At 71.7% G+C, this 26,245-nt stretch carries 24 protein-coding genes and 1 pseudogene; 10 read left to right on the forward strand and 15 right to left on the reverse strand.

Translation table 11 applies throughout. The annotated features are described in order from the left end of the window. Positions 1 to 187: 187 nt before the first annotated feature. Positions 188 to 808 (reverse strand): TFIIB-type zinc ribbon-containing protein, encoded by a 621-nt coding sequence (locus I6A81_RS31120; protein WP_203003011.1) that lies wholly within the window; start codon positions 806 to 808, stop codon positions 188 to 190. Between the two features lie 552 nt (positions 809 to 1,360). Here I6A81_RS31120 and I6A81_RS46360 point away from each other — a divergent pair. From I6A81_RS46360 to I6A81_RS31145, 5 genes and pseudogenes are all read left to right on the forward strand, one after another. Further along, on the forward strand, positions 1,361 to 1,540 hold the full coding sequence (locus tag I6A81_RS46360) for a hypothetical protein (protein WP_407661407.1): 180 nt from the start codon (positions 1,361 to 1,363) through the stop codon (positions 1,538 to 1,540). A gap of 575 nt (positions 1,541 to 2,115) precedes the next feature. Beyond that, on the forward strand, positions 2,116 to 2,457 hold the full coding sequence (locus I6A81_RS44170) for a hypothetical protein (protein ID WP_238429072.1): 342 nt from the start codon (positions 2,116 to 2,118) through the stop codon (positions 2,455 to 2,457). 315 nt (positions 2,458 to 2,772) lie between these two features. Then, a complete protein-coding gene (locus I6A81_RS31135; protein ID WP_203003008.1) occupies positions 2,773 to 2,985 on the forward strand; it encodes a hypothetical protein in 213 nt (70 codons plus the stop codon). A gap of 349 nt (positions 2,986 to 3,334) precedes the next feature. Further along, positions 3,335 to 3,565 carry a DUF397 domain-containing protein gene (locus I6A81_RS31140; RefSeq protein WP_203003007.1) on the forward strand — a complete coding sequence of 77 codons (231 nt, stop codon included), beginning with the start codon at positions 3,335 to 3,337 and terminating at the stop codon, positions 3,563 to 3,565. A gap of 68 nt (positions 3,566 to 3,633) precedes the next feature. Further along, positions 3,634 to 3,750: pseudogene (locus I6A81_RS31145) on the forward strand (aldo/keto reductase); the annotation flags it as partial. Position 3,751: 1 nt separating this feature from the next. Here I6A81_RS31145 and I6A81_RS31150 read toward each other — a convergent pair. From I6A81_RS31150 to I6A81_RS31190, 9 genes are all read right to left on the reverse strand, one after another. Beyond that, a complete protein-coding gene (locus I6A81_RS31150; protein ID WP_307875031.1) occupies positions 3,752 to 4,729 on the reverse strand; it encodes an NAD(P)H-dependent flavin oxidoreductase in 978 nt (325 codons plus the stop codon). A 5-nt stretch (positions 4,730 to 4,734) separates the two neighbouring features. Beyond that, on the reverse strand, positions 4,735 to 6,897 hold the full coding sequence (locus I6A81_RS31155; protein ID WP_203003005.1) for a 3-hydroxyacyl-CoA dehydrogenase NAD-binding domain-containing protein: 2,163 nt from the start codon (positions 6,895 to 6,897) through the stop codon (positions 4,735 to 4,737). A 12-nt stretch (positions 6,898 to 6,909) separates the two neighbouring features. Further along, positions 6,910 to 8,118, reverse strand: coding sequence for an acetyl-CoA C-acetyltransferase (locus I6A81_RS31160; RefSeq protein ID WP_203003004.1), 1,209 nt, complete (start codon positions 8,116 to 8,118; stop codon positions 6,910 to 6,912). Positions 8,119 to 8,148: 30 nt separating this feature from the next. Further along, positions 8,149 to 9,312 (reverse strand): acyl-CoA dehydrogenase family protein, encoded by a 1,164-nt coding sequence (locus tag I6A81_RS31165; RefSeq protein ID WP_203003003.1) that lies wholly within the window; start codon positions 9,310 to 9,312, stop codon positions 8,149 to 8,151. A gap of 51 nt (positions 9,313 to 9,363) precedes the next feature. Continuing rightward, entirely contained in the window at positions 9,364 to 9,870 is a 507-nt protein-coding gene (locus I6A81_RS31170; protein WP_203003002.1) for a DUF4334 domain-containing protein, read from the reverse strand. A gap of 474 nt (positions 9,871 to 10,344) precedes the next feature. Next, positions 10,345 to 12,297, reverse strand: a complete 1,953-nt coding sequence (locus tag I6A81_RS31175) for a GMC family oxidoreductase N-terminal domain-containing protein (RefSeq protein ID WP_203003001.1) — start codon at positions 12,295 to 12,297, stop codon at positions 10,345 to 10,347. Positions 12,298 to 12,744: 447 nt separating this feature from the next. Continuing rightward, positions 12,745 to 13,374, reverse strand: coding sequence for a TetR/AcrR family transcriptional regulator (locus I6A81_RS31180; protein WP_203003000.1), 630 nt, complete (start codon positions 13,372 to 13,374; stop codon positions 12,745 to 12,747). A 407-nt stretch (positions 13,375 to 13,781) separates the two neighbouring features. Further along, positions 13,782 to 15,119, reverse strand: a complete 1,338-nt coding sequence (locus tag I6A81_RS31185) for an NAD(P)/FAD-dependent oxidoreductase (RefSeq protein WP_203002999.1) — start codon at positions 15,117 to 15,119, stop codon at positions 13,782 to 13,784. Between the two features lie 220 nt (positions 15,120 to 15,339). Continuing rightward, complete coding sequence (locus I6A81_RS31190; protein WP_203002998.1) at positions 15,340 to 17,379, reverse strand: P-loop NTPase family protein; 2,040 nt, start codon at positions 17,377 to 17,379, stop codon at positions 15,340 to 15,342. Positions 17,380 to 17,509: 130 nt separating this feature from the next. Between I6A81_RS31190 and I6A81_RS31195 the strand changes: the two genes are divergently transcribed. Next, positions 17,510 to 17,959, forward strand: a complete 450-nt coding sequence (locus tag I6A81_RS31195) for a cupin domain-containing protein (protein ID WP_203002997.1) — start codon at positions 17,510 to 17,512, stop codon at positions 17,957 to 17,959. Positions 17,960 to 18,023: 64 nt separating this feature from the next. Here I6A81_RS31195 and I6A81_RS31200 read toward each other — a convergent pair whose 3' ends face one another. Continuing rightward, entirely contained in the window at positions 18,024 to 18,569 is a 546-nt protein-coding gene (locus tag I6A81_RS31200) for a TetR/AcrR family transcriptional regulator (protein ID WP_203002996.1), read from the reverse strand. A 92-nt stretch (positions 18,570 to 18,661) separates the two neighbouring features. Here I6A81_RS31200 and I6A81_RS31205 point away from each other — a divergent pair, with 92 nt between their 5' ends. After that, positions 18,662 to 19,582, forward strand: coding sequence for a TIGR03564 family F420-dependent LLM class oxidoreductase (locus tag I6A81_RS31205; RefSeq protein WP_203002995.1), 921 nt, complete (start codon positions 18,662 to 18,664; stop codon positions 19,580 to 19,582). A gap of 131 nt (positions 19,583 to 19,713) precedes the next feature. Continuing rightward, positions 19,714 to 20,478, forward strand: a complete 765-nt coding sequence (locus I6A81_RS31210) for an SDR family NAD(P)-dependent oxidoreductase (RefSeq protein WP_203002994.1) — start codon at positions 19,714 to 19,716, stop codon at positions 20,476 to 20,478. Between the two features lie 223 nt (positions 20,479 to 20,701). Here I6A81_RS31210 and I6A81_RS31215 read toward each other — a convergent pair whose 3' ends face one another. Beyond that, positions 20,702 to 22,528 (reverse strand): glycoside hydrolase family 15 protein, encoded by a 1,827-nt coding sequence (locus tag I6A81_RS31215; protein WP_203002993.1) that lies wholly within the window; start codon positions 22,526 to 22,528, stop codon positions 20,702 to 20,704. A 374-nt stretch (positions 22,529 to 22,902) separates the two neighbouring features. Continuing rightward, entirely contained in the window at positions 22,903 to 23,604 is a 702-nt protein-coding gene (locus tag I6A81_RS31220; protein WP_203002992.1) for an SDR family oxidoreductase, read from the reverse strand. A 145-nt stretch (positions 23,605 to 23,749) separates the two neighbouring features. On the opposite strand from I6A81_RS31220, the gene I6A81_RS31225 reads away from it, so the two are divergent. Together I6A81_RS31225 and I6A81_RS31230 are read left to right on the forward strand one after the other, a co-directional pair. Further along, entirely contained in the window at positions 23,750 to 24,415 is a 666-nt protein-coding gene (locus tag I6A81_RS31225) for a TetR/AcrR family transcriptional regulator (protein ID WP_203003015.1), read from the forward strand. A gap of 35 nt (positions 24,416 to 24,450) precedes the next feature. After that, a complete protein-coding gene (locus I6A81_RS31230) occupies positions 24,451 to 24,717 on the forward strand; it encodes a dihydrofolate reductase family protein (protein ID WP_285222904.1) in 267 nt (88 codons plus the stop codon). A gap of 27 nt (positions 24,718 to 24,744) precedes the next feature. Here the strand turns inward: I6A81_RS31230 and I6A81_RS31235 are convergent, their stop codons facing one another. Both I6A81_RS31235 and I6A81_RS31240 read right to left on the reverse strand, forming a co-directional pair. Beyond that, on the reverse strand, positions 24,745 to 25,023 hold the full coding sequence (locus tag I6A81_RS31235) for an Lrp/AsnC family transcriptional regulator (protein ID WP_203002990.1): 279 nt from the start codon (positions 25,021 to 25,023) through the stop codon (positions 24,745 to 24,747). A gap of 250 nt (positions 25,024 to 25,273) precedes the next feature. Further along, a complete protein-coding gene (locus I6A81_RS31240) occupies positions 25,274 to 26,227 on the reverse strand; it encodes an ABC transporter ATP-binding protein (RefSeq protein WP_203002989.1) in 954 nt (317 codons plus the stop codon). Positions 26,228 to 26,245 lie beyond the last annotated feature (18 nt).

Consider the following 26,245-nt stretch of genomic DNA (forward strand, 5'->3'; position numbering starts at 1 on the left):
GCTGGCCGCACCAGGCCGTTCCTCGTCAGGCTCGCCTGGGATGACAGCCAACCTGACAGACGAGCCCACGGACGACGACGGACCGCTGTGGACCTCGGTGGACGCAAGGGCCGAGGTGGGCGGACCCAGTGGACGTCAGCGGACGTCAGCGGACGTCAGCGGACGCCCCTGGATGATCCAGATCAAACTACGGATCAAAAGGTTGGGGGTTCGAGTCCCTCCGAGCCCGGTTCGCCGTCTCCCGGCCCTTGTCGTCAGCCGCCAGCATCTGCGCGCTGTCGAAGTTCCACGACTCCGGCAGTTTCCCATCGCAGAGGGCGCAGACAAAGTCACCTTCACGCACGATGTTGCGCTCGCCGCACCGCGGGCAGCGGCGGAAGACGAACCCGTCGGTGAATTGCCCGGGATGGGGCACACCCGCTCGGTCGAGAGCGTCAGCGACCGCCGGCCAGGAGGCGACCTCCGGGCAATAGCCCGTCGACTGGTTGGTCACCGCGACGCATTCCCAACCCTCCGGCCCACGTGCGAAGGTGATCTCACCCGCGCTCAGAACCTGGCCGCCTCCCGCGCACGCCACGTGCTCGCTACGCCGCGGAGCCAGGCGCAGAACACCGTCCACGCCGATGACGAAGGTGAACGGCTCCCGCGCCTCGGCGCCCTCGGAGCTGGTCAACCACGCCTCCAGATCGCCTCGTGACCTGATCACCCGGCCAGCGGCGCCGTGCGCCGCGCTCGCCCGGACTTCAGCCGGACCGACATAGCGGTACGCCCACATCCCGCCCGCCGCTCCGCGCGATGACCAGGTCATCCGTCCGTCTGCTCCTCCGAGTCGAACCAGGCGTCGAGCTTCGAGGCCGCGGCGTGGCTGACGCCTTCGACCATGTCGACATAGATGTCCCCCGCCATCGAACTGGCACCAGCGACCGCCTGCCCCGCCTCCATGCCAGCGGGAGCGGCCGCGGCGCATCCGCCTGCGTCCGCGGACTATGCACGGACTGACGCCCGGTTGCGCAGGTCCTGCTGAGCAGCATCGCCGATCAGGGCACCATCTCAGCCGTAATCTCAGCAGGCTTAAAATCTGCCGCCCGAGAGCGTGGGGGCTGTTTAGTCTCGACGCGGGCAGGTCTGGGTCTGCGATCCTGATTGGGTGGAGAGCGCAGACGCGGGTGGGCGGCTAAGCGACGCGGAGTTGCGGGAGTTGGCCCGGCTACTGGCACGGCTCGCCGAGCATGATCTAGATCAGTGGGAGAACTGGCGGCTCCAGACCTCGCAGGGTCCGGTCTACGTCCGAGTGAGCCGGGCGTTGGAGTCGGACTGGCCGGAGGATGCGTTCACCACGATCTGGCCGCCGATGGCGCAGATGAGCGACGGCCATCCCGGGGACGGCCGGCCGGGAGGCTGGACGGTATGGCGGCAGGACGACAACGGCAACCGGTACGTGGTGTCGCGGCACGACGCCCGGCCGGAGGCCGATCGGGTGGCCGAGACGATGGAGAGCCGCGGCCATAAGCAGACCTATTGGGTCACCCGGTCGGCGTGAGCCCCGGACCCGGTCACGAGATCAAGCATCGAGCCGGTCGGTCGGTCGGTCGGTCGGTCGGTCGGTCGGTCGGTCGGCGAAGGTTAGCGACGAATCCAGCCATGACCTGGCCGATCACGCGCGGATCCCACCGACGTCTCGCCGCCGCTCGAGTACATAGCCAGTGCCACCAAGGTCACCGGGAGACTCGCCGGAGCGCTTCCGGCGGTCCGCCCAATGGGTCGCAGACGAGGACCAAGGCGGCTAACAACGCAGGTCAGGTCAGGAGTACCCTTCTTGTCTGCCCGTCTGGCACAGGGGTGAGCCAGCGGACGTCGGTATCGGGGGCTCGCATGGACCGTCCCGCAACCAGTCGGATCCGCGTCGCCGCTCGCGCGGGTCTGCCCGCGCTCGCGGTTCTCGTGGCCCTCGGCCTGTCCGGATGCGGCACCTCCGCTGACGATGACGCGGCGTCATCGCCGCCCAGGACAACACAGACCGGGGCGGCCACCGCGGGCACGGCTACCCCCGGTGCGTCGGTCACCGCCTCACCAGCGACCGGGCTTGTCGACGCCTCCGCGAATCCCTGTGGACTCGTGTCCCAGCAGGAGGCCGAGCGGCTCGCCGGAACGTCACTGGCCAGCCCGGTCGCGGTGGATGAGACGTGCACCTACACCGCGCCGCCCGCCGGGCCGACCGCCCAGGTCGAGGTCCGCGTCGGGCAGACGGCGCTGGACTTCTACACCGCCGAGCGCCAGTCCAACAGCAGGCTCCAGCCGCTCCCCGGAGTCGGCGACGACGCCTACGTCGGCGACTACACGGTCTTCATCGCCAAGAACGACTTCAACGTGTCCATCAACCTGGTACGCGGCAACGACCCAGCGGAGAACCGCGGCCCCCTCGAGAACCTGGCCCGCACCGTCGCCGGCCGGATCTGACCCGCGCCACGCCCGGCACCAACTCCGCGCGGCCGAAGGCCGACGGCCAGCCGGGGCCGGCCCAGCAGGCCAGACCGCCGGGGCGAGGCAGGGTCCACCGGGCCGCGATGGACCCGACGCCCCACATCGACGAATCGGGAAGACTCCGTGGCTCGTCGACGTCCATGGGACGATGCGTCGATGACGGACGACGGGTGTCATATCCGCCATGCTGGCGCGAGCGACGAAGAACCCACTCCGGGCCGGCGTCGAAGACGGCGGACGCCTATTGCGTGGGTTCGCGATGATCTAACGAAGATAACAGGACCCCGCACTATGGTGCACACCATTCAAGATCACCCAGGTATCATATTGCGCTGGATTTCCTACCTCGTCATAGCAAACGGGCTGACCGCGCTTTCGTTTTGGCTTCTGGGAAAACTCGATCTTTTCGAGCGCTACTTCTTCGTCCCGACGGTTCTCGCCAGTGCGCTGATCGGACAGCGACTCCACGATCTCAAGGCTCAAGAAGAAGAGCGGCGTTCGTGATGTCGCGAACGAAGCCAGAATCAGTGTTTCGTCCAGCCGTGGATGCGCGAATGGTGTGCCGGTATGCCTTGACAGCCGGATTGGCGGCCAGGCCGCCGCGCGACGGCAGACGAGCGTGGACGCCTGAAGTCGCCGCCGGTACGGGCCAGCTTCGCGGCGGCTGGGGACATCTCGACGGCGCCAGCCCGTACCGCTTCACCTTGATCGTCACTTTGTGTAGCCACCCGCATTTTACTCACCGTGTCATCTCAAGCGCGGATTGCGATCAGGGCGCGAGCGTTCCACCCTGGATCAGTGCGGCTCCGCCTCGGGGCCGCGCATCGAAGTCCATCCGCGCTTAGGAGGACATATGAGCAGAGACATGCGATCCATGCTCACCACCCTCGACCAGGACGAGCTTGCCTGGCACAAGAGCTCCGCCAGCCCCTACCGCCTCGACTGCGTCGAGGCGGCGCCCGTCGACGGCGGCATGCTGCTGCGTGACTCCACCGACCCGAAAGGCCCGATCCTCGCCTTCAGCGACTCCGAATGGAACGCGTTCCTCACCGGCGTCCGCAACGGCGAGTTCGACCCGAGCTGACCCAGCAGCAGGACAGCCCCGAAGGCCACCTCGGCCTTCGGGGCACCACCCGGTGCAGAGCCCCCGTTGCCGTCGCGGGTGCCACCCCGGCGCAGGTGGCACTGGCCCGGCTGCTGGCCAAGGGTTCCGACGTGGCGCCGATCCCAGGCGCCAAGCGGGTCTCCCAGGCCGAGGAGAACATCGCCGTCAGGCGCTGAACCGCCGCAACGCGGCGTCGAGCACCACGCGGGCCTCGCGGACGACGCGCGTGACGATCTCACCCGCCGGCGGCACGTCGCGGATGATGCCCTGCACGAGCCCGACCCCCCAGATGCCCGCCTCGAGGTCGCCGTCCTCGAACACGCGGCGGCCGCGCGAGCCAGCCACCAGCCCCTGGACGTCGGCGAAGGTCCCGCCGCCGTCGAGGATGCGCACGACCTCGTCGCTCACCGAGTTCTTCGCGACGCGGGCGGTGTTACGCAGCGGCCGGAAGATCAGGTTGGTGTCGAGCTCCGTCGCCGCGACGATGCGGCGCTTGACCTCCTCGGCGACGGGCGACTCCTCGCTGCACAGGAACCTGGTGCCCATGTTGACGCCGTCGGCGCCGAGCACGAGCGCCGCGGCGAGGCCGCGCCCGTCGGCGAACCCGCCCGAGGCGATGAACGGGATGCTCAGCGCGTCGGCGGCCGCGGGCACCAGGACGAGCCCGGGGATGTCGTCCTCGCCGGGGTGGCCGGCGCACTCGAATCCGTCGATCGACACCGCGGCCACGCCGACCCGCTCGGCCTTGCGCGCATGCCGCACGCTGGTGCACTTGTGGATCACCCTGACGCCGTGTTCGTGGAAGAAGTCCATGTAGGGCTCGGGGCTCGCCCCCGCCGTCTCGACGATCGTGACCCCGGAGTCGACGATCGCGCGCCGGTACTCGTCGTACGGCGGCGGACTGATCGACGGGAGGATCGTCAGGTTGACGCCGAACGGCTTGTCGGTGAGCTTGCGGGTCCTCGCGATCTCCGCGGCGAGGTCCGCCGGGGTCGGCTGGGTGAGCGCCGTGACGATGCCGAGGCCGCCGGCCTCGGAGACCGCCGCGGCGAGCTCCGCCCGGCCGACCCACATCATCCCGCCCTGCACCACGGGATGCTCGATGCCGAGCAGCTCCGTGAAGGGGGTGCGCAGCTCGCTCACGGCGGTCACTCGTAGAGGTCGCCGCGCTCGGCCCGCTCGACCAGCGACGCGGGCGGCAGGAAGCGGTCGCCGTAGGCCGCGGCGAGCGCACGCGCGCGGTCGACGAAGCCCGCCAGGCCGCCCTCGTACTGGTTGACGTACTGCAGGACTCCACCGGTCCACGCCGGGAACCCGATGCCGTAGAGCGAGCCGATGTTGGCGTCCGCGACGCTTGTGAGCACGCCGTCGTCGAGGCAGTCGATCGTGTCGAGCGCCTCCGCGAACAGCATGCGCTCCTGGAGGTCCGCCAGCGGCACGACCGTCCGGCCCGACCCGAACCGCTCGCGCACGCCGGGCCAGATACCCAGGCGCCCGCCGTTCGCGTCGTAGTCGTACCACCCGGCGCCCACGCGGCGCCCGGCCCGCCCCTGCTCGATCATCCAGTCCACGACCGGCTCCGACGGGTGCTCGACCCAGGTCTTGCCCTCGGCCTCCTCCGCTTCCCGCGTCTCGATCCGGATCTTCTGGGTGAGCGTGAGCGTCAGCTCGTCGAGCAGTTGCAGGGCGCCGACCGGGTAGCCGGCCTGCAGGGCCGCCTGCTCGACGCTCGCGGGCTCGATGCCCTCGCCGACGGCGGCCACCGCCTCGGCGATGAACCTGCCGATCACCCGGGAGGTGAAGAAGCCCCGGGAGTCGTTGACGACGATCGGCGTCTTGCGGATCCGCAGCACATAGTCGAAGACCTTGGCGAGGGTCTCGTCGCTGGTCTGCGCACCACGGACGATCTCGACCAGCGGCATCTTGTCGACCGGGCTGAAGAAGTGGATGCCGATGAAGGCGCTCTCGCGCTTCACTCCCCCGGCCATGATCGAGATCGGTAGCGTGGAGGTGTTCGAACCGAGGACCGCGTCGGGTTCCACGATCTCCTGGATCTCCCGGAACACCTCCTGCTTGAGCGGCATCGACTCGAAGACCGCCTCGATGACGAGGTCGACGCCGGCGAAGTCGGCCGGGTCGCCGGTCGTCGTGATCCGCGCGAGGAGCGCGTCCGACTTCTCCCGAGTCGTCCGCCCCCTGGCCACCGCCTTCGCCTCGAGGCCGCGCGCGTAGTCCTTGCCCTTCTCGGCGGCGTCCCGGGAGACGTCCTTCAGCACGACCTCGATGCCGGCCTTCGCGCTCACGTAGGCGATGCCGGCGCCCATCATGCCGGCACCGATGACACCGACCTTCTTCGCGGTGGACGTCGGGTGGCCGGCGGGACGGCTGCCACCAGAGTTGATGTGCTGCAGGTCGAAGAAGAACGCCTTGATCATATTCTTGGCGACCTGGCCGATGGTGAGGCTGACCAGATAGCGCGTCTCGATGAGCGAGGCGGTGTCGAGGTCGACGTACGCGCCTTCGACGGCGGCCGCGACCGCCGCGCGCGGCGCCGGCAGCGGAGCGCCCTTGAGCTGCTTGCGCAGCAGGGACGGCAGGGCTGGCAGCATCGTGGCGACCCGCGGGTCGCGGACGTCGCCACCGGGAAGCCGGAAGCCCTTGGCGTCCCAGGGCTTCACCGGGGCCGGGTTGTCGGCGATCCACTGGCGGGCGCGCTCCGCCATCTCCGCGGGATCGCCGACGACCTCGTCGACCAGGCCGATCTCCAGCGCCGCGCGCGGGCTGAACTTCGCGGCCGGCAGGATCACCTCCTGCAGGGCCTTCTGCAGGCCGAGCATCCGCACCGTCCGCGAGATGCCGCCGCCGCCGGGAAGCAGGCCGAGGGAGACCTCGGGCAGGCCGAGCTGACTGCCACGGACGTCCGCGGCGATCCGGTGGTGGGCGCACAGCGCGACCTCGAGCCCGCCCCCGAGCGCCGCGCCCCCGATGAGCGCGACAACCGGCCGGCCGAATTTCTCGAGCCGGCGCATGTCGGCCTTCATCGCGTTGATGTAGGCGGTCTCCTCGGCGGCGTGCGCCGCGTCGCTCGCGCGCAGGCGGTTGAGGTCACCGCCCGCGAAGAAGCTCTTCTTCGCCGAGGTGAGCAGGACGCCGACCACGTCGGCACGCTCGGACTCGAGGCGGTCGACCGCCTCGCGCAGGCCGAGCATGAAGTTGTCGTTCATGGTGTTCACGGGCGCGTCGGGGTCGTCCATCGTCAGGGTCACGATTCCGTCCGCGCCACGGCTGTACCTGATGGCTGAGCTGGTCATCCGTGTCCTCCGTCAGACGCGCTCGATGATGGTGGCGATGCCCATGCCCGCGCCGACGCACAGTGTCGCCAGGCCGCGGCGGCCGCCGGTGCGCTCGAGCTCGTCGAGCAGGGTGCCGAGGATCATGGCGCCGGTGGCGCCGAGCGGGTGCCCGAGCGCGATGGCCCCGCCGTTGACGTTGACCAACTCGGCGGGGACCTTGAGATCGCGCTGCCACTTCAGGACGACGGCGGCGAAGGCCTCGTTGAGCTCGAACAGATCGATGTCCTCGATCGTGCGGCCGGCCTTGGCGAGCGCCTTCTCGGTCGCCGGCGTGGGGCCGGTCAGCATGATCGTCGGGTCCGAGCCGGTGACGGCCGTCGCGACGACGCGAGCCCGCGGGGTGAGCCCGAGCCGCTCGCCCACCGCGGCGTCGCCGATGACCATGAGCGACGCGCCGTCGACGATGCCGGAGCTGTTGCCCGCGTGGTGAACGTGCTCGATCTTCTCGAGGTGGTGGTACTTCTGGAGGGCGACCGCGTCGAAGCCGGCCTGTTCGCCGAGGGCGGCGAAGGACGCGGGCAGCTGGCCGAGGGCCTCGACGGTGGTGCCCGGCCGGCGGTGCTCGTCGGTGTCCAGGACGACCACGCCGTTCAGGTCGGTGACGGGGATGATCGACCGGGCGAACCGCCCCTCGCGCCACGCGGTGTCGGCGCGCTCCTGGGAACGGGCGGCGAAGGCGTCGACGTCCTCGCGGGAGAACCCCTCGAGCGTCGCGATGAGGTCGGCGCTGATTCCCTGCGGGACGACGTACGAGTCGTAGACCGTGGTGGGGTCCTGCAGGTAGGCCCCGCCGTCGGAGCCGAGCGGCACCCGGGACATCGACTCGACCCCGCCGGCCAGCACGAGGCTTTCGAAACCCGAGCCGACCTTCTGCGCGGCGAGGTTGACCGCCTCCAGCCCGGAGGCGCAGAAGCGGTTGACCTGCACGCCGGCGACGGTCTCCGGCAGCCGCGCGACCATCGCCGCGGTCCGCGCGATGTCGCCGCCCTGCTCGCCGACCGGGGAGACGACGCCGAGGACGATGTCGTCGATCTGGCCCGGGTCCAGACCGGGGTTGCGCTCCTTCAGCGCGTGGATCAGGCCCACCACGAGGTCGACCGGCTTGGTGCCGTGCAGCGCCCCGCCCCGGTTCTTTCCACGGGGGGTGCGAACGGCGTCATAGATGAATGCCTCGGTCACGTGGTCCCCTTTCTCGCCTGGCCGTCCGCGTCACAGGCCCAGGTCACGGCCGACGATCTCCTTCATGATCTCCGTCGTGCCGCCGTAGATCGTGGTGATGCGCGCGTCGACGAAGTCGTGCGCGATGCGGTACTCGGCCATGTATCCGTAGCCGCCGTGCAACTGCAGGCAGCGGCCGACGATGTCGACCAGCTGCTCGGTCGTCCAGAACTTGGCCGCGGCGGCCTCGGCCGCCGTCACCTCGCCGCGCGTGTGCCGCGCGATCAGGTCGTCGACGTAGACCCGGCTGACCCGGGTGGCGGTGACCATCTCCGCCAGCTCGAACCGGGTGTTCTGGAACGAGCTGACGGGCTTGCCGAACGCCTTGCGCCCGGTCACGTAGGCGACGGTGCGTTCGAGGACACCCTCGGCCGCGGCGACGGCGCCGGCGGCGATCGTGAGCCGCTCCTGGGGAAGGTTTCGCATCAGCCCGGCGAAGCCGGAGCCCTCCTCGCCGAGGAGGTTCGTGACGGGCACCCGCAGGTCATCGAAGAACAGCTCGCTGGTGTCCTGGGCGTGCAGGCCGATCTTCTCCAGGTTGCGGCCGCGGCCGAACCCGGGGGTGTCGGCCTCGACGACCAGCAGGCTCAGGCCCCGGTGCGGGTCCTCGCCGGTCCGCACCGCGGTGACGACCAGGTCGGCGTTCTGCCCGTTCGAGATGAAGACCTTGCTGCCGTTGACGACGTAGTGCTCGCCGTGGCGCACCGCGCTCGTGCGGATGCCGGCCAGATCGCTGCCGGTACCCGGCTCGGTCATCGCGACGGCGACCACCAGCTCGCCGCTGGCGATCCCGGGAAGCCAACGGGCCTTCTGCTCGTCGTCGGCGAGGTCGGTGAAGTACGGGATGACGATGTCGTTGGACAGCCCGATGCCGGCCAGGCCGTCCGACACCGGGTTACGGCCGAGCTCCTCGGTGACTATCGCGTTGAAACGGAAGTCCCGGGTACCCCCGCCCCCGTACTCCTCGGGGATGTTGAAACCGAGGATGCCCACGCCCGCGGCCTCCTCGAACAGCCATCGGTCGACCTTCCCCTCGGCGCGCCAGCGCTCGGCGTTGGGCTTGGCGTGCTTGTCGACGAAGGCACGGACGGTCGCTCGGAAATGCTCGTGCTCATCGTCGTAGAGGGCGCGGCGCGTCGCGAAGACGCTGCTCATCGATTTCTCCGTTCAGCGTTTTCATGCCATGGCGGGCGGAAACGAAGGAGCTCAGTCGCGCTCCAGCCCGAAGTAGAAATGCCGCCCGCCGTCGAGAACCACGCTGGGCTTGCCGTTCATGATGCCCATCAGCGTGCGGTCGTCGAGCCTCTTGAAATGGTCCAGGACCGGCATCCCGTCGTAGACCATCGTCGCGGTGACCTCCCCTCGGAACTCGACGTTCCACAGGCTCGCCTCGCCCCGGCCGGACTCGACGTCGGAGAACAGCTCGCCGTCCTCGCCGACACACAGCAGCGGCCGCGCGTCGTCGAGCGCGACGAACCGCTTGCCGTACCAGCGGCTACGCCTCAGCACCCGTTCGATCCCGTGCCCGGTGGGGAAGGCGAAACCGCGCCACTGACCGAGGATCTCGAGCGCGTCGACCGGCTCGAGCAGCGCCCACAGGGCATCCAGCTCGGCGGGCTCCACCGGCGCGCCGGACTCCCGCAGCGCCGCCCAGCGCGCGGTGACCGCGGGCGCCACGCCGGTGCTCGCCGTGAACTGAGAATTGCTGGTCACACTGTCTCTCCATACAGCCGGAACATTCTTTGACGCGCCGACCGCCCATTACCCGGCGCTTCGGCCCGAGGAGAGGCAGGAGCTTCTCGCGCTCCTCCGCCCATCTTTCCCCTCTGTTCCAGACAACACCATGCCATCTTGTTGGCAGTCTGTCAACAAGGCCGGAAACCGTCCTGATCGAAGACGAACCGGCGGTCGGGAAAACCGGCCGGGATCCACCGTGAGGACCCTGGTGCCGCCTCAGGCAATGCCGGCCCGGTCGACGGCCCGGCAGCGCGGAACCCCCGTTACTCCCCTCCCTCGCCTCTCCCACGTCGAGGCGACATCCGAGGGATCCCGGACGTCCTGGCAGACACCAGGGTCACGAAACGGTGCCGGTCCTGGCTCTGGCGTCTGACACGATTCCCCGTGACGTCGGACAGGACGACCGCGCCTCCGCACGCTGGCCCAAGGCGAACGGTGCCGGGCATGGCACTAGGTAAGCCTGGCGGCCAGGCGGCGCGCGTTCATGTAGGCAATCGCCTCGATCGAGATCATGGGATTGACTCCCGACGAGGTGGGGAAGCAGGACGCGTCCACGACCACGACGTTCGGCACCTCCCAGGTGGTGCCGTCCGGATCGGTCGCGCTCATGTCCTTGGAGCCACCCATCCGCGCCGTGCCCATGAGGTGCAGCGCGGCGATGGCGCACTGGCCGGGGCCGTAGCCGGCGGAGTGGCACGCGGCGACGAACTCCTCGTAGGAACCACGCCTCCCGGGCTCGTACGACGGTCCGGCCTGGTGCGCGGAGTAGATCCTGCGCGCGCCCGCGGCCTCGATGATCCTGGTCGCCCCCTCGACTCCCGCCCTCAGGTGCGCGGCGTCGTGGTCCGAGAGCCGGTAGCGCGGGACCGGCTCCCCGTCCCGCCCGACCCTGACCTCGCCGGAGTCACGGTCACGGGTGATGATGCCGACGCCCCCGGTGTGCACGAGGTCCTTCATGGTGGCAAGGTGCGCCGCACCGCCCCGCCAGTTGAGGAAGCCCTGGAGGGCCGCCGGGTTGCCCGGGCCCGTCTCGTAGATCACGCCGTATCCGGCGCCGTCGAGATCGCTGTGCTCCCGGGAGTAGCGGGTCTGCAGGCCGCCCTCCCACGGCCGGACCTTCTCGTCGTACACGCCCCAGACGGCGGTCGCCGGGTGCAGGCGCAGGTAGCGGCCGATGTTGGGGTTGGACAGGCCCGAACGGCGCAGCAGCGCGGGAGTCTGGATGGCGCCGGCGGCGACGACGACCGCTCGGGCGCGCACCGTCACGGCGTGGCCGTCCCGCGTGGTGCCCTGGACGCCGACGGCGTGGCCCCCACGCACGTCGACCCGGCGCACGTCGACGTTCACGACGAGCCGGGCTCCGTGGGCCTCCGCGTCCGCGAGCCAGGTCTTCGTGACCGACTGCTTGGCGCCGAGGCGACAGCCGTAGCCGCACCGGCCGCAGTCGGTTCCCATGTCGCAGTTGGTGACGTTGCGCGGCATCGCGTCGACATGCCAGCCAAGGGCGGCCAGGCCGCGTTCCATCACCACGTCACGCGCGGAGGCGACGCTGTGGTCGGCGTTGACCGAGAGCCGGCGGGACACCGCGTCCAGCGCGTCGGAGAATTCCCGCTGGTCGAACTGCCCGGCCCCGAGGGCCGCCCACTCCGCGCGGATCCGCGGCGGGGTCGGGAACGAGGTGGTCCAGTTGACGACCGTCCCCCCGCCCAGGCAGGACCCGGCGACCAGGGCGACCTGCCCCTCGGCGGTCGTGGCCGGCCCCGCCGCGTACAGCCGGCTCAGGCCCGACAGCTCGCCGCCGTCGAAGTCCGCGTCGTCGTAGTAGCCGCCCCGTTCGAGCACGACGACGTCGAGACCGGCAGCGGCGAGTACGCCGGCCGCGGTGCCGCCACCGGCGCCCGAACCGACGATCACGACGTCGCAGTCGTACGCGGTGTCCGAGGTCGGGGTCAGGGGGGCCAGCGGGGGCCGGGGGGCGTCCGGCAGCACGCCGAGCGGTCCGGGGTAGCCGATCGCCTCCCAGACCGGTGACGACCCGGTGGGTCCGGGCGCGGCGAAGTACGACGACGTCGCCAGACCACGCAGGGCCTGGAAGATCACCCGCTTCTGGGCCGACGACGAGGCTCCCAGCCGCAGGAGCGCGTCTTCTCGCGCAGTGGGCCCGAGCGAGGAGAACCGTTTCGGCCCCGCGCCGAGGAGCAGGCCCATCAGCCGCGTGTCCCACAGCGAGAGCAGCGTCGAGAGCTGCCTGCGGTCGGCGGCCCGGGGCAGGCCCGCCGCCATGGCAGCGGCGATGTCGACCGCGCCGAGCGCGCTGGCGGACGGGATGTCCGCGCCGTCGCCGGGCGCGAAGGTGTCGCAGATAGCGGCGAGGGCCGCGAGCTGCTGGGGCTTGAGTGTCATAAGCACGCCCCAGGGCCTCGGCCGGGGACGTCGCGCCGGCTCTCGCCCGGTTCCCACTCGCTGGTGAGGTGCCGCGCCACAGGCGCGCACGTCCGGCGGTACGCGAGGCTCGCGACTCCGATGATCATCGGATCAGGTGACGGCGCCAAGGTGCACTCCCTGTCGAACCGGGCCGGCTGGACCCGGTGGGGCAAGCGTAAGCCGCTTGTTGGCACCATGACAACAAGTTGTTGGCGCTGCGACAACGATCTGCCCAGGAGTCGCCCAGGGCCAGGAGGAGAAGACGACCAGGTCAGGCGAGACGGGCGCGCCGCCGCCCACCCCGAGGGACAGTCGAAAGATCAATCAGATGTTCCGCGTCACGGGCGGCGCACTACGTCTGACTGATCTTGTCTTTACATATGCGGCTGGCGGGGCGAACGTTCGCCGAGGTGACACCGACCGCGTCTACCGCGCCGCCGACATACCCGGCAGGACGTCGCGGACGATGGACGTCAGTGCGTTGCTCAGCAGCAGATGAACGTCTTCCCGGGTGAGGGTTCCGCGTCTGATCCACTCGCGGATGGCCGCGCGCGCGAGGCCGCCGTACGCCCGAAGGACCGCGCGTTGCCGTTCGTCGTCGAGTTGCGCGGCGAACCCCACCGCCTCCAGCACCTTGCCCGCGGCAAGGTCGTCGGCCTCGTCGATGATCTGCTCCACCTCCGGGTCGTCCCCCACCCCGCCGGCACCGGTCACGGCGACGAAGGTCGGGCCGTAGGCGCTGACCGTGTCGAGGAACCACGTGACGCTGTGGTCGACCCGGCGCTTCAGCGGTCCGCGCATCGGCCCGATCGAATCGGCGTACGGAAGCATCACCATGCGGCGCACCACCTCGAGGTAGAGCTCCCGCTTGGTGCCGAAGTAGTGGTTCACGAGGCCTCTGGCCACGCCGGCCTCGCGCGCCACCTCCGTCATGGACACCTGCGCGTAGGGCCGCTCACCGAGCAGGCGCACCGCGCACTCGAGGATCTGCTCACGCCGTACGTCCGGCTCGAGGCGTCGCCAGCTCGCGCCGACGTCCTCGGAGGAGGTCGTCATCGCGCCGCGGTCCCGTGACGCCGGGTCGTCGAGCGCCCAGGCCGCGCCCGCCCCGGCCCGCTCCCCACCGCGCGGGCACCCGCCGGACGACGGCGCCGTTCACGGACGGGGCGCGGCCACCGCTGGCCACCGGCGGACCGAGCACGCGCCGACGCGCCGCCGCCGAGGGCGGACGGGATCTCCAGGAAGCTCACCGACGGCAGGTTAACAGCCTTGTTGGCGGTCGGCTCACGAGTGCCATCTCCTGATCACGCTGTCCGGTGACCGTGAAGCGGGGCCGGCGCGGTGGCCGGCGCGGGCGTGCTGAAGCCACTCACGGTCGGGCAGTCGCACGGGCCGCCGTCGTGGTCCGCGTCGGTGGTCAGGGCATGATCGGAGAGGTTCACCCGCAGGTTCCCGGAGCCGGGTCAGGCGCGGGCCGCGCCGGGGCGGAGCACGCGACGGGCGACGGCCGGGGCCAGCAGGCTCGCCGGCGGGGCGAGCAGGTTGGTGACCCGCAGGAACGCCCGCGCGACCTCCGGGTCTCGGGCGGCCACGCGTTGCAGCCGCCGGACGTAGCGCCCGACGGGTGTGTCGCCGCGGCGGACGTCGCCCTCGGCACCGGGCAGCCGCGAGACCGTTCCCTGGACCAGGGTCCAGGCGCCGTCGACGATCCGGGCGGCGCGGCGCGGGTAGGCGTCGCGGACCGCGGCGAGGCCGCCCGCCAGCTCCTCGGCGAGCGCGGCCGCCTCCAGCGCGGCGACGCTCATGCCCTGCCCGAACGTCGGGTCGAGGCTGCAGATCGCGTCCCCGACCGGCGCGTAGCCCAGCGGAAGGTCAGCGAGCAGCTCGAACCGGCGCCGGCGGGCGTCCGGGAACCGGTAGGTCAGGGGAACTCCCAGCGGCTCCCGGTCGGCCAGCAGCGTGGCCAGCTCGGGACCGACGAGCCCGGCCGCGAACCGGCGCATCCCATCCGGGTCGACCGGGATCGGCTCGTCGCCGTACCCGAACAGCGTGAGGCTCCAGGTCAGGTCCTCCTGCATGATCGCGATCCCGCCGCGCGGCACCGTCGGCGTCGCGCCCGACACGACGAGCCCCCATCCGACGAGGTCCGCGTCGAGGATCTTGACATGGGTCGTGACATAGCGGACGCCCACGTTGATCCGCTCCTCGGCCGGGGCGGAGGCGCCCACCGCGGGCAGCCAGCGGGCGGCCCGCCCGGACCGGCCCGAAGCATCGACGACGAGGTCGGCGGCGAACAGCCGGGGCGCGTCGTCACCGTTCCTGGCGCGCGTGTGTACGCCGGTGACGCGGCCGCCGTCGGCGCACAGCCCGGTGACGTCGACCTCGCCGAGCAGCTCCACGTTGGGGAGGTCGCGGATCCGCTCCCGCATCATGTGCTCGATCAGCGGACGGGAGGCCGCGAGTCCTTCCGCGCCCAGGTCGCAGCCGGCGATCAGATCGCCGCCGACCCACCACCGGCCCGACCTGCCCGTGTCGGCGCCGGAGAGCGCGCCCGCCTCGATCATCTGGGCCGTGAAACCGGGGAGCAGGGTCTCGACGGCCAGCCGGCCGCCGGCGAGCAGACCGTGGGAGTGCCGGGCCTGCGGGGTGCCCGGCCGGGGCTCGGGCCCCGAGGGCATCTGGTCGCGGTCGAGGACGACGACCCGGTCGGCGCTCGGGCTCGCGGCGGCGGCGGCGAGCAGACCGGCGACGCTGCCGCCGACGACCACGACGGTGTCGAGACGGGCGGGGCTTTGGGGCATGCGGACCTCCTCGGTGTCGGGAGGCCCAGCGTCATGGGATCAGGTGCTCACTTCCCAGGCCAGTTCCTGCCCACTTTCCGAGGCCGTTCCTGCTCACGGGCCGCTCGCGCGGCCCGATTCCCCTCCCCCGCAGTTGGTCCCCCGCCCGTTCGCGGCCGGGTCGCGCGGCCGGGTCGTGCGGCCGGGTGCCGCGCGGGTCGTCCGCCGCGACGGCGCCCGGTCAGTCGTCCGGAGCTGGCGGGCCGTGCAGCTCCCAGTCCCACAGGAGCGCCTCGAGGCGCTCGACGCCGGTGGCGAGATGGCGGCGGTAGGTGCTGAACGGCAGCCCGAGCACCTCGGCGGCCTTCTCCTGGGAGCCCGCCGGGCGCAGGAACGTCCGGTCCAGGGCCCGCGTGGCCGGCTCCATCCGGGGCGCCTCGGCGAGCGCGGCGACCCCCTGGTGGACCCGCTCCGCGAGCCGCGCCGCCGGGTCGGGGCCGGGCACCGCCAGCCGCGAGTCGACCAGGGGGTTCGCCCGCAGCCGGACCGGGTCGCGCAGGTCCTTGAGCAGCCTGCGCACGGCGTCGCGGAAGTCGGCCCTGGCCAGCGCGACGGGCGCGGCGACCGGCGGTGACGCCGTGCCCGTCGCGTCGAGTTCGAAGTCGGCCATCGCGGCGAGCCACTCGGCATACGGGCCGCGCAGGAAGTCACGAGCCCACACGGCGACGTCGACGCCGTCGACGGCGCAGGCGCCGAGCCGCTCGAAGCCGGCGTAGGACCAGTGCGGCGCCCAGCTGGCCTCGTTGGCCGACGTCAGCACCACCCAGCCAAGCCCGTGGACCGCCCACTCGCGCAGGGACAGCGCGGCCACATGGTCGCTGACCACGCCGACGTGACCCGGGCCAGCGACGACGAGGCCGATCTGGTGCACCACCGCCTCCCCGGGCTGCACCGGGCGCCTCGCGGCCAGCTCCCGCAGCGCCCAGCCGGCGACCGGGTCGTGCTCCGCGGCGTCCGGCCCTGCCTGGTCGAGCCGCGCCACCATGCACGCGCCGGCGCGGTGGCCGCGGGCGTCCTCGAAGATGGTCCACGCCCGCGGCTGGGCCCGCAGCCAGTAGGCCGTGGCGGCGGGCCGGCGCTCGACGTCGCCGTACGCCTCGGTGACCCAGGCGAGCTCCTCGGGGTCGTCGGCGCGCAGCGGGCGGGCGAGCACCGCCCCCAGGTCCTCGAACGCGTACAGGTGCTGGGCCCGCGGGTTGCCTCGGTGCAGGTGCAGCAGGTCGGCGGCGTGGCGGACGTGCTCGGCGGCCGGGGCCCTGGTCATCCGGTCGACGACCACGGCGCGGACGCGGCCGTGTAGGGACGCGAAGGCCTCCCGGTCGCGCCAGCGCAGGTCCGCCTCGAGCGCGTCACGGACCACGTCGTGCAGCGTCAGCCCGTCGGGATGGGACTCGGCGTACGGGCGTTCCCGCAGCCAGTCGAGCAGCTCGTCCGCCCCCGCGTCGTCGAGGTCGAGGACCTCGCGCAGCAGGGCCCGGTCGACCCGCCGGGCATGGCCGCAGACGTGCAGCGCGGCGCGCCGCACGGGGGTGACGCCTTCCTCCAGGAACCGGCCGAGCAGCCGCGCGGCGACGTCGGGATGCTCCAGGAGCGCCCCCGTGCCCGTGCGCGAGCCCGCCGGCGCCGGCGCGTCGGTGGCGATCACGATGGCGAGCGGATGCCCGCGGGTCGCGCGGACGAGGCTGGCCACCCGCTCGTCGTCCGCCACCCCGCGCGCCCGGACCAGCTCCCCGGCCGCGTCGGCGGGCAGGTTGCGCACGGGCAGCACCAGGCCGTGGTCCGCGAACGCCCGGTCCGCGCGCCACGACTCGTGCGGCGGCCGCCGCCCGGCCACCACGACCTTGACGTCGGCCGGCAGGGACGGCAGGAACGTCCGCCAGAACCACGGGGCGAGCGGCTCCAGCAGCTCGAACCGGTCCACCAGCAGGACGCCGTCGGCGGCGAGGGCGTCGCCCGGGCCGCCGAGCACCGCTTGGGCGAACGCGGCGGCGCCCGGCGGGAGATCCGCGCAGTCCAGTACCCGCGCCGGGCGGGCGAGGCCCGCCAACTCCCCCGCGACGGCGTCCAGCAGGGCCGACTTGCCCACGCCGCCCGGCCCGTGCAGGTAGGCCAGCACCCGGCCGTCGTCGTCGAGGAACCCGCGCAGGACCGCGAGCTCCTCGGCCCGCCCGACGAGGGATCGCCGGCGCGACCTGGCCAGCAGGTCCGCCACCGTCTCCACGGCGAACATCGTCGCGTGCTTGGCGGGCGCCGTCCATCGCCCGCCGGCCAGGTGGAAGCGGGTGCGGCGCCGACGTCCCGGCTGTCCGGTCCAGACTGCGGGGACGAGCGTCGAGACGAGGGAGCTGGCGATGACGGCGGGACTGGTTCGGCCCGGAGCGGGGACGCTGATCACCTACGCCAGCTCTCCGCTGGAGATACTCGCCGGCGGCGACGGGGAGGGCTCATGGGCCGCCGCCACCATCGAGATCCCGGCGTTCTTCCGCGGGCCCGTGCCGCACGTGCACGACACGTTCGACGAGGCGCTGTTCGTCGTCTCCGGGACGCTGCTCGTGACCACGGGCACCGCGGACCCCGAGGAGGCGCCGGCGGGCTCCTTCATCAACGCGCCGCGCGGAACGCGGCACACGTTCAGCAACCCGACGGACACCCCGGTCCGGGTCCTGGGCCTGTGGTCGCCGCCCCGCGAGGGCCTCGACTTCATGCGTGCCGTCGGCGCCGTGCTGCCCGCCGCCGGCGCGCCCGACCCGGACGCGGTCCGGGCCGTCTACGAGGCTCACCACAGCCGCCTCGTTCCCTGACGAGCCCTCCGGAGAAGCCCTCCGGAGAAGCCCTCCGGCCGCGGCCCCACCGGGTTGACCCGCTTCAGCTCGGAGGCGGGTGGCCGGCGCCGGAGCGCAGGCCGTCGAGGAGCACCGTGGTCAGGTAGTCGTCGGCGCGCGCGCCCGGGCGGCACAGCATGACGTTGAGCAGACCGACGACCTCGGCGGGCGGCACGTCGGCGCGCAGCGAGCCCTCCCGCTGCGCCCTGGCCGCGATCTGCTCCAGCAGCGCGTTGAGCTCCTGGGTGAGTTCCCGCAGGTCGTCGCGCGGCGGCCGCCCACCCGCCAGCTCCTTGATCAGGGCCAGCGGCAGGCCCGCGCACCGCTCCACGAGCTGGAGCAGGAGCTGCCAGCCGGTCAGGCCCTGGGCCTGCTCGGTCCGGCCCGCCGCGAGCAACTGCCGGACGGCATCCGCCGCGATGTCCTCCAGTAGCGTCTGCCGGTCCGGGAAGTGCCGATAGAGGGTCCCGACCCCCAGGCCGGCGGCACGCGCGATCTCCTCCATCGACACCGCGGCCCCGCGCCGCGTCAGCAGCGCGCTCGCGGTCGCGACGATGAGCCCGCGGTTGCGCAGGGCATCGGAGCGCACGGAACGACCCCCTCGGCGAATCGGAACCCGATCTTCATGTTACCGTCGCTCCAGAACAGGAACCGGAACATCCGATTCATGTTGGAGGGATCATGAAGATCGGCCTCTACGTCAGCAGCGCCGGGCCAAGCCCGGACGCGCTGATCGAGCAGGTCCAAGCCGCGGCGGCCGCCGGGCTCGACAGCGCCTACTTCAGCCAGCTCCTGTCCTGGGACGCGCTCACCGTCGCCGCGCTCAGCGCGCGCGCCGTGCCCGGCATCGAGCTCGGCACCGCCATCGTGCAGACCTACCCCCGCCACCCGATCGCGCTCGCCGGGCAGGCGCTGACCGTGCAGGCCGTGAGCGGGCAGCGCTTCACCCTCGGCGTCGGCCCGAGCCACCCGCAGATCATGGAGGAGCAGTTCGGCTACACATACGACCGGCCGGTCGGCCACACCCGCGAGTACCTCACGGCGCTGCGCCCGCTGCTTCGCGGGGAGCAGGTGGACCTACGGGGACAGACGCTCACGGCCGTCGGCGGGATCGACGCGCCGGGCATCGAGCCGCCGTCGGTGCTGCTGTCCGCCCTCGGGCCGAGGATGCTGCGGCTCGCCGGCGAGCTGGCCGACGGCACCGTCACGGTGTGGACCGGCCCCGAGCTGATCGGGGACTTCATCGCGCCGACCCTGACCCGCGCGGCCGCGGACGCGGGACGGCCGGCTCCCCGGATCGTGTCGACGGTCGTGGCGAGCGTGACCGCCGATCCCGACGCCACCCGCCGCTGGGTCGCCGAGCAGGTCGGCTTCGCCGCCCAGTTCCCCGGCTACCGGGCGGTGCTGGAGCGCCAGGGCCGGTCGGGGGTCGAGGAGACGGTCGTCGCCGGCGACGAGGAGACCGTGGCGCGGGCCGTCGCCGAATACGCCGCGGCCGGCGTCACGGAGCTCGTGGTCGGCCCGGTCGGCGACGAGCGCGCATGGGCGAGGACCCTCGAACTGCTCGCCAGCCTGCGCAAGGAGCTCGCCCCGGCGACGTGACCAGTGGCGCGCGGCGGTGCCGCGGACGAACGCGGCGGGCAGGCGTCCGGGACCTCCGGTGCCCGGTCGCGCGCGCTTGGGTCCGTCGCCAGCGGGAACGGTCCTCCGTTGAGGGAAGAGGGGGTCCCAAGTTGTCTGCTCCCGTTGTCGTCATCACGGGCGCGCTCACCGGCATCGGCCGCGCCACCGCGTGCGCATATGCCCGTCAGGGCGCGGATCTTGTCGTCTCCGGCCGCCACCAGGACGTCGGCGACCAGCTCGCGGAGGAGTTGCGCGATCACGGCGCCCAGGCCGAGTTCGTCTGTGCCGACGTTCGCCGAGAACAGGATGTGCGGAATGTCGTCGACAAGGCCGTCGACCGGTTCGGCCGGCTCGACATCGCCTTCAACAACGCCGGCACCGAAGGAAAGATCGGCCCGGTCACCGAGGTGACCGACGAAGGTTACCAGTCGGTCTTCGATACGAACGTCAAGGGAACTCTGCTGTGCCTGAAGCACGAGTTCCGGGTCATGAAGGAGCAGGGTGGCGGCAGCATCGTCAACGTCAGTTCCATCTTCGGTCTGATGGGCTACCCCGACGCGACCGTGTACGCCGGCAGCAAGCACGCCGTCAGCGGCATCACGAAGGCGGCCGCGCTCGAGGGCGCCGCTCATGGCATTCGGGTCAACGCCGTCGCCCCGGGCTACACTCGCACCGCGATGTACGAACGGGTCAACAGCGCCAAGGATCGAGACGCGATCGGCTCGGTGCTGCCCGTGCACCGGCCGGGCACCCCGGAGGAGATCGCCGAGGCCGTCCAGTACCTGGCCTCCGACAAGGCCGGTTACATCACCGGACAGGTTCTCACCGTCGACGGTGGCCTCATGGCGGGCTGGCCCCTCTTCCCAGAGTCATGAATCCAGAGGACGGAGTCATGAATCCAGAGGACGGCGCACCGCGCCCGCGGCCATGGGCCGGGGCGCGGGCAACCGCCACCGAGGCAACCGTCCTTCGCTGGGACATCGGCCGTCCTTTGCTGAGGTAACCGTCGGGGCAACCGTCAACGTCGCCACCGTCAACGTCGAGGCAACCGTCAGTCGAGCGCGCGTCAGCCCGAACGTGTTTCAGTTCAGCCGAGCGTCAGCCGAGCGCGCGGTCCAGGTTGAACGCCGCGCTGATGAGCCCCAGATGGGTGAAGGCCTGCGGGAAGTTGCCCTGCTGCTCGCCGGCGCGGCTGATCTGCTCGGCGTACAGGCCCACGTGGTTCGCGTAGGTGAGCATCTTCTCGAAGGCGAGCCGCGCCTCATCGAGCCGCCCGGCCCGGGTGAGTGCCTCGACGTACCAGAACGAACAGATCGAGAAGGTGCCCTCCTCGCCGCGCACCCCGTCGGGGCTGACCGCGGGGTCGTAGCGGTACACCAGCGAGTCGGACACCAACTCCTCGCCGAGCGCGTCGAGGGTGGACAGCCACTTCGGGTCCGTGGGCGAGACGAACTTCGCCAGCGGCATCATCAGCACGGACGCGTCCAGGACGTCGCCGTCGAGGCGCTGGACGAACGCGCTCCGCCTCGCGGACCAGCCACGACGCATGATCTGGTGGTAGATCGCGTCCCGGCAGGTCCGCCAGCGCGGAATGTCGGCGGGCAGCCCCCGGTGGATCGCTATCCGCATGGCCCGTTCGACCGCGACCCAGCACATCAGGCGTGAGTACAGGAAGTTCTCGCGCCCGCCGCGGGTCTCCCAGACACCCTCGTCGGGCTGGTTCCAGTGCTCGCAGACCCAGTCCACCACGACGCCGATCTCGTCCCACAACCCGCTGGATATCGGCTCCCCCCACTTGTCGTAGAGATAGACGGAGTCGAGCAGCGCTCCGTAGATGTCCAACTGGAGCTGGTCGGCGGCGGCGTTGCCGATCCGTACCGGAACGGAGCCCTGATACCCCGCGAGATGGTCCAGCTCGCGTTCCGGCAGCCCGCGGCGCCCGTCGATGCCATACATGATCTGGAGCGGGCCGCAGGAACTCTGGCCGCGCAGAGAGAAACGCTCGGACAGGAATTTCATGAAAGCCCGCGCCTCGTCGGTGAACCCCAGCCGCAGCAGCGCGTAGACGCAGAATCCGGCGTCACGGATCCATACATACCGGTAGTCCCAGTTCCGCTCCCCGCCGAGTTGCTCGGGCAGGCTGGACGTCGGGGCCGCGACGATCGCCCCGGTCGGGGCGTAGGTCAGGAGCTTGAGGGTCAGCGCGGAGCGGTGCACCATCTCCCGCCACCGCCCCCGGTAGCGGGACGCGGCCAGCCACCGGCGCCAGAACGCCACCGTGGCGGCGAACTGCTCCTCGGCCTCGGCGTGCGGACAGTGGCGGGTCATGATGTCGCCGCCGACCCGGTCGAGCGCGAAGACCTCGGACTCCCCCTCGTGGAGCTTGAAACTCGCCCGCGCATCCGGGCCATCCTGGTCAATCGGCACCGTGGCGGTCAGCGCGAGGGAGAGTGACTCAGCCTCGAACAGCGTCGCGCGGTCCTCCACCCGGACGGTGTGCGGTTGCCGGGCGTAGTCGAACCGCGGAGCCACCCGCATTCGCATGGGGATCGATCCCCGCACGCATATGACGCGGCGGATCAGCCGGTGCCGGCCGACCTCGGCGGCGTCACCGATGATCGGCATGAAGTCCTGGACCTCGCCCACGCCGTCGTCGGTGAAGAACCGGGTAATCAGCACGCTGGTGTCCGGAATGTAGAACTGCTTGGATCTCGCGGGCGCGTCGGCCGCCAGTTCGAAGCACCCTCCCCGGTCCGCGTCCAGGATCGAGGCGAAGACGCTAGGAGCATCGAAGGACGGGCAGCAGTACCAGTCGATGGTCCCGTCGGTGCCGACCAGTGCCACGGTGCGCAGGTCGCCGATCAGCCCGTGGTCCGCGATCGGCAGGTAGCGCGAGGGCCCGGCCCACCAGTCCCGCCCGTCCATAGGGACGTCCTTCCCGACGCGGAGCACCCATAACGAGCGTCCCCGTCCGCGGGTCGTCCGCCGCGTCCGGCGGCGTGACACGGAGGGCGCCGGCCGGGCCACGACGACGCTTCCCATCGATCATGTTCCGCGGCCCAGGACCGCCTTGGCGATCTGCGCATACAACGAGCGATCACCGACCCGCCCCGACCCGGTCTCCCCGGAAGATCACTGCCAGATCTGTACGAGATCCAGGAACAAAACGGACAGAGACCACCGAACAGCGCACACATCTGGCGATCAAGGAAGTCGCCAGGCTCCCGGCGGGCCGGTGATCATCGGATGTGTACGCGGATCGGCGATCGAGCGGCCCCGGCAAGCGCCTACGGGAAGACCTAGGGGACCAGTTCCGGGTACAGGCCGGCCGGGTCACCCGCGAGGCCGGCCTTGACCTGTCGGGTGATCTCGTCCGCCAGCACCTCGAACGCGCCCGCCTCGACGCCGTCGAGGGCGAGTTCGGCGACCTCGCGCGGGTCGGCCTTTTCGGCGTCGACGGCGGCCGCCATGTCGGTGTCGATGTAGCCCACGTGCAGGCTGGTGACGCCGATGCCGCGCGGGTGTAGCTCGACGCGCAACGAGTTGGTCAGTGACCACAGCGCCGCCTTCGACGCCGCGTACGACCCGCCGAGCGCGAACCATGACAGCACCGAGGCGACGTTGAGGACGTGTCCGCCGCCGTTCGCCGCGATGACGGGCGCGAACGCCTGGGTCAGCCGGAGTGGCCCGTAGAAGTTGGTCTCGAACTCCTGGCGGACGGCCTCGACGTCACCACCGAGAAAGGGAGTACCGATGTACCCACCAGCATTGTTGATCAGGACGGTCACGTCGTGCGCGACCCCTGCCGCCGACGTCACCGCAGCCGGGTCGGTGACCTCCAACGCCAGAGGCACGGCGCCCGGGTGAGTGATGGTGCGCGGGTCGCGGGCCGTGGCGTAGATCTTCTTCGCCCCGCGCGCATACGCCGCGTCGACGAACGCCCGCCCCAGCCCGCGGCTGCCCCCGGTGACCAGCACGACTGCACCCTCGATCGCGACCATCGTCAGCTCCCTCGACCACATGGAAACCGATCGGTTTCCAACTAGTCGACGACAGTAAACCGATCGGTTTCCGTTCACAAGCCCCGAGGTCTACCCTTGGTTCGTGAGCAGCGCCACGTCCCCTGAGGCTCGCCCAGCCGCCCCGGTGACCACGCCCGTTCCGGCACCGGCGGCGACGGCCACGCCCACGGGCACCCGAGAAAGGCTGCTGGACACGGCGGCGCCGCTGTTCTACCGGGAGGGCGTGGGAATCGGCGTCGAGGCGCTGTGCCGGGCGGCGGGTGTCTCCAAGCGGTCGATGTACCAGCTCTTCGCGAGCAAGGACGCGCTGATCGCCGCGAGCCTGGACCGATGGGCGCAGGCCCTGCGGGCCCGGCTGTTCCCGGCCGCCGACGACCTACGCCCGCCGCGGGAACGGATACTCGACGTCTTCGAGCGGCTCGCGGACGCCAGCGCCGATCCCGACTTCCGGGGCTGCCCGTTCGTCGGCACGGCGGTCGAGGTCAAGGACCCCGCGCATCCCGCCGCCGCCGTCGCCCGCCGGCACAAGCAGGCCCTCACCGACTTCTTCGCGGCCGAGGCCGGCCGCGCGGGGGCCCAGGACCCGGCGCTCCTCGCCGAACGCCTCACCCTGATCTACGACGGCGCCAGCGCCCGGGCCGTGGTCCGGGCCGAGCCCCTCGGCGACCTCGCGATCACCACCGCGGCCCTCCTCCTCGACACCGCGGGCGTCCCCGCCGCCGGCGGCGAGGGCATCCACCAGGGTGCCGGCCCCGCCAAGGGGTTCGCCCCGCCTCGACGCCCGACATGATCGCCGTTTGTGCCCTCTGAAGGTCGTGACCTGGCCTGAAGGACGCCGGCGAGGGCGCCGTCGTCGTGCTCGGCAGCGGCGCGCTGGTGCGGCGGCTGGTCGCCGAGGGTCTGGTCGACGCCTACACCCTCTTCCTGCACCCGCTGCTTCTCGGCACCGGCACCCGGCTGTTCGGCGAGACCGCCAAGCCGCTCCCGCTGGAGCTGCGCGACGTCACCAGGACCAGCACCGGCGTCCTGATCCTCAGCTACGCGGCCAACCGCCCGGCAGGCCGGGCCGTCACGGCGGACCAGGGCTCATAGCGCGAAGACGGCCCGTGCCGTCGGGTGTCAGTCGACACCAAGGTCGAAGACCGCGTCGAGGTCGTGACGCGAGTAGGCGCGGAACGCGACGTGGGTCTCGCTGTGCTCCACGCCGTCCACCTTGCCGATCCTGCCGGGTATCACGTCGCCCAGCTGATCGTGTTCTCGCACCCTGACGACCGCGATGAGGTCGTATTCGCCGGTGACGGAGTAGACCTCGCTGACACCGTCGATTCCCGCGAGCTTTTCCGCCACCTCGGGCACCTGGTCGACCCTGGTCTTGATCAACACGATCGCGGTAATCATCCTGTCCTCCGTTCGATCGTCAGCCGGGGATGCGGCCATCGCGAGCGCCGCCCCACCCAGCACCCGTCACGGGACCGGACGCCCACTGAGCAACCCTAACGATCGCCGGCAGTGACGGTACCCAGCGCGGCGTCCCCTAGCCGACCGCGACGACCGGGGCGACCACGACGAACGCGACGACCGGGGCGAGCGCGGCCCGGCAGGCGCGGGCGGGCGGGCGGGCAGGCAGGCGCGGGCTCGGCGGTCGGCCTCAGCGGCGAGCGGCGTAGATGCGACGCACGACGTCCTCGATGTCGGGTTCCTCGACGGTGAAGTCGACGACCTCGGCCCGTTCGGCGACCGCCGCGAACACCCGGGCGGCGGTGGTGGACTCGGCGTCGAACGCGAGCCGCTGGCGCAGGCCGTTCGCCTCGCTGGACAGGTGGCGGGCCGCCGGGATCCCGGTCAGGTCCGCCGACGGCGCCGTCAGGTCGACGGTGAGCACCCGTTCGGCGCCGGCGGTCCGCGAGAGGCCGGCCAGGTCGCCGTCGTAGACGAGCCGGCCGTGGTCGATGAGCAGGACCCGGTCGCACAGGCGCTCGACGTCCCCCATGTCGTGGGTGGTCAGCAGCAGCGTCGTGCCATGGGCGCGGCGCTCGGCGACCAGGAACTCCCGCAGCCGCTGCTTGGAAAGGACGTCGAGGCCGATGGTGGGCTCGTCGAGGATCACCAGCCGGGGGCTGTGCAGCAGCGCGGCCGCGACCTCGGCGCGCATCCGCTGGCCCAGGGACAGCTGGCGGACCGGGACGGCGAGGAAGCCGGCCAGCTCGAGCCGCTCGACGAGTTCCTCGGTGCGGGCGCGCTCCGCCGCGGCGGACAGCGTGTGGATGGCGGCCAGGATCCGGAACGACTCGCGCACCGGCAGGTCCCACCACAGCTGCGAGCGCTGCCCGAACACGACGCCGACCTCGCGGGCGAGCCGGCGCCGGTCCTTGACCGGGCGCAGCCCACAGGTGGTCACCGTGCCGCTGGTCGGCACGAGGATGCCGGTCAGCATCTTGATCGTGGTGGACTTGCCGGCCCCGTTGGCGCCGATGTAGCCGACCGCCTCGCCGGCCGAGATCCGCGTGGTCAGGTCGTCGACGGCCAGCACCCGCCGCCGGCGCGCCCCGTCGCGCACGGTGAACTGCCGGGTCAGCCCCTCGGCCTCCACGATCGCGCTCATCCGTCCTCGCCTTTCCTC

Origin of the sequence: Frankia nepalensis (assembly GCF_016786325.1) — a bacterium.
GTDB classification, from domain to species: Bacteria; Actinomycetota; Actinomycetes; order Frankiales; family Frankiaceae; genus Pseudofrankia; species Pseudofrankia nepalensis.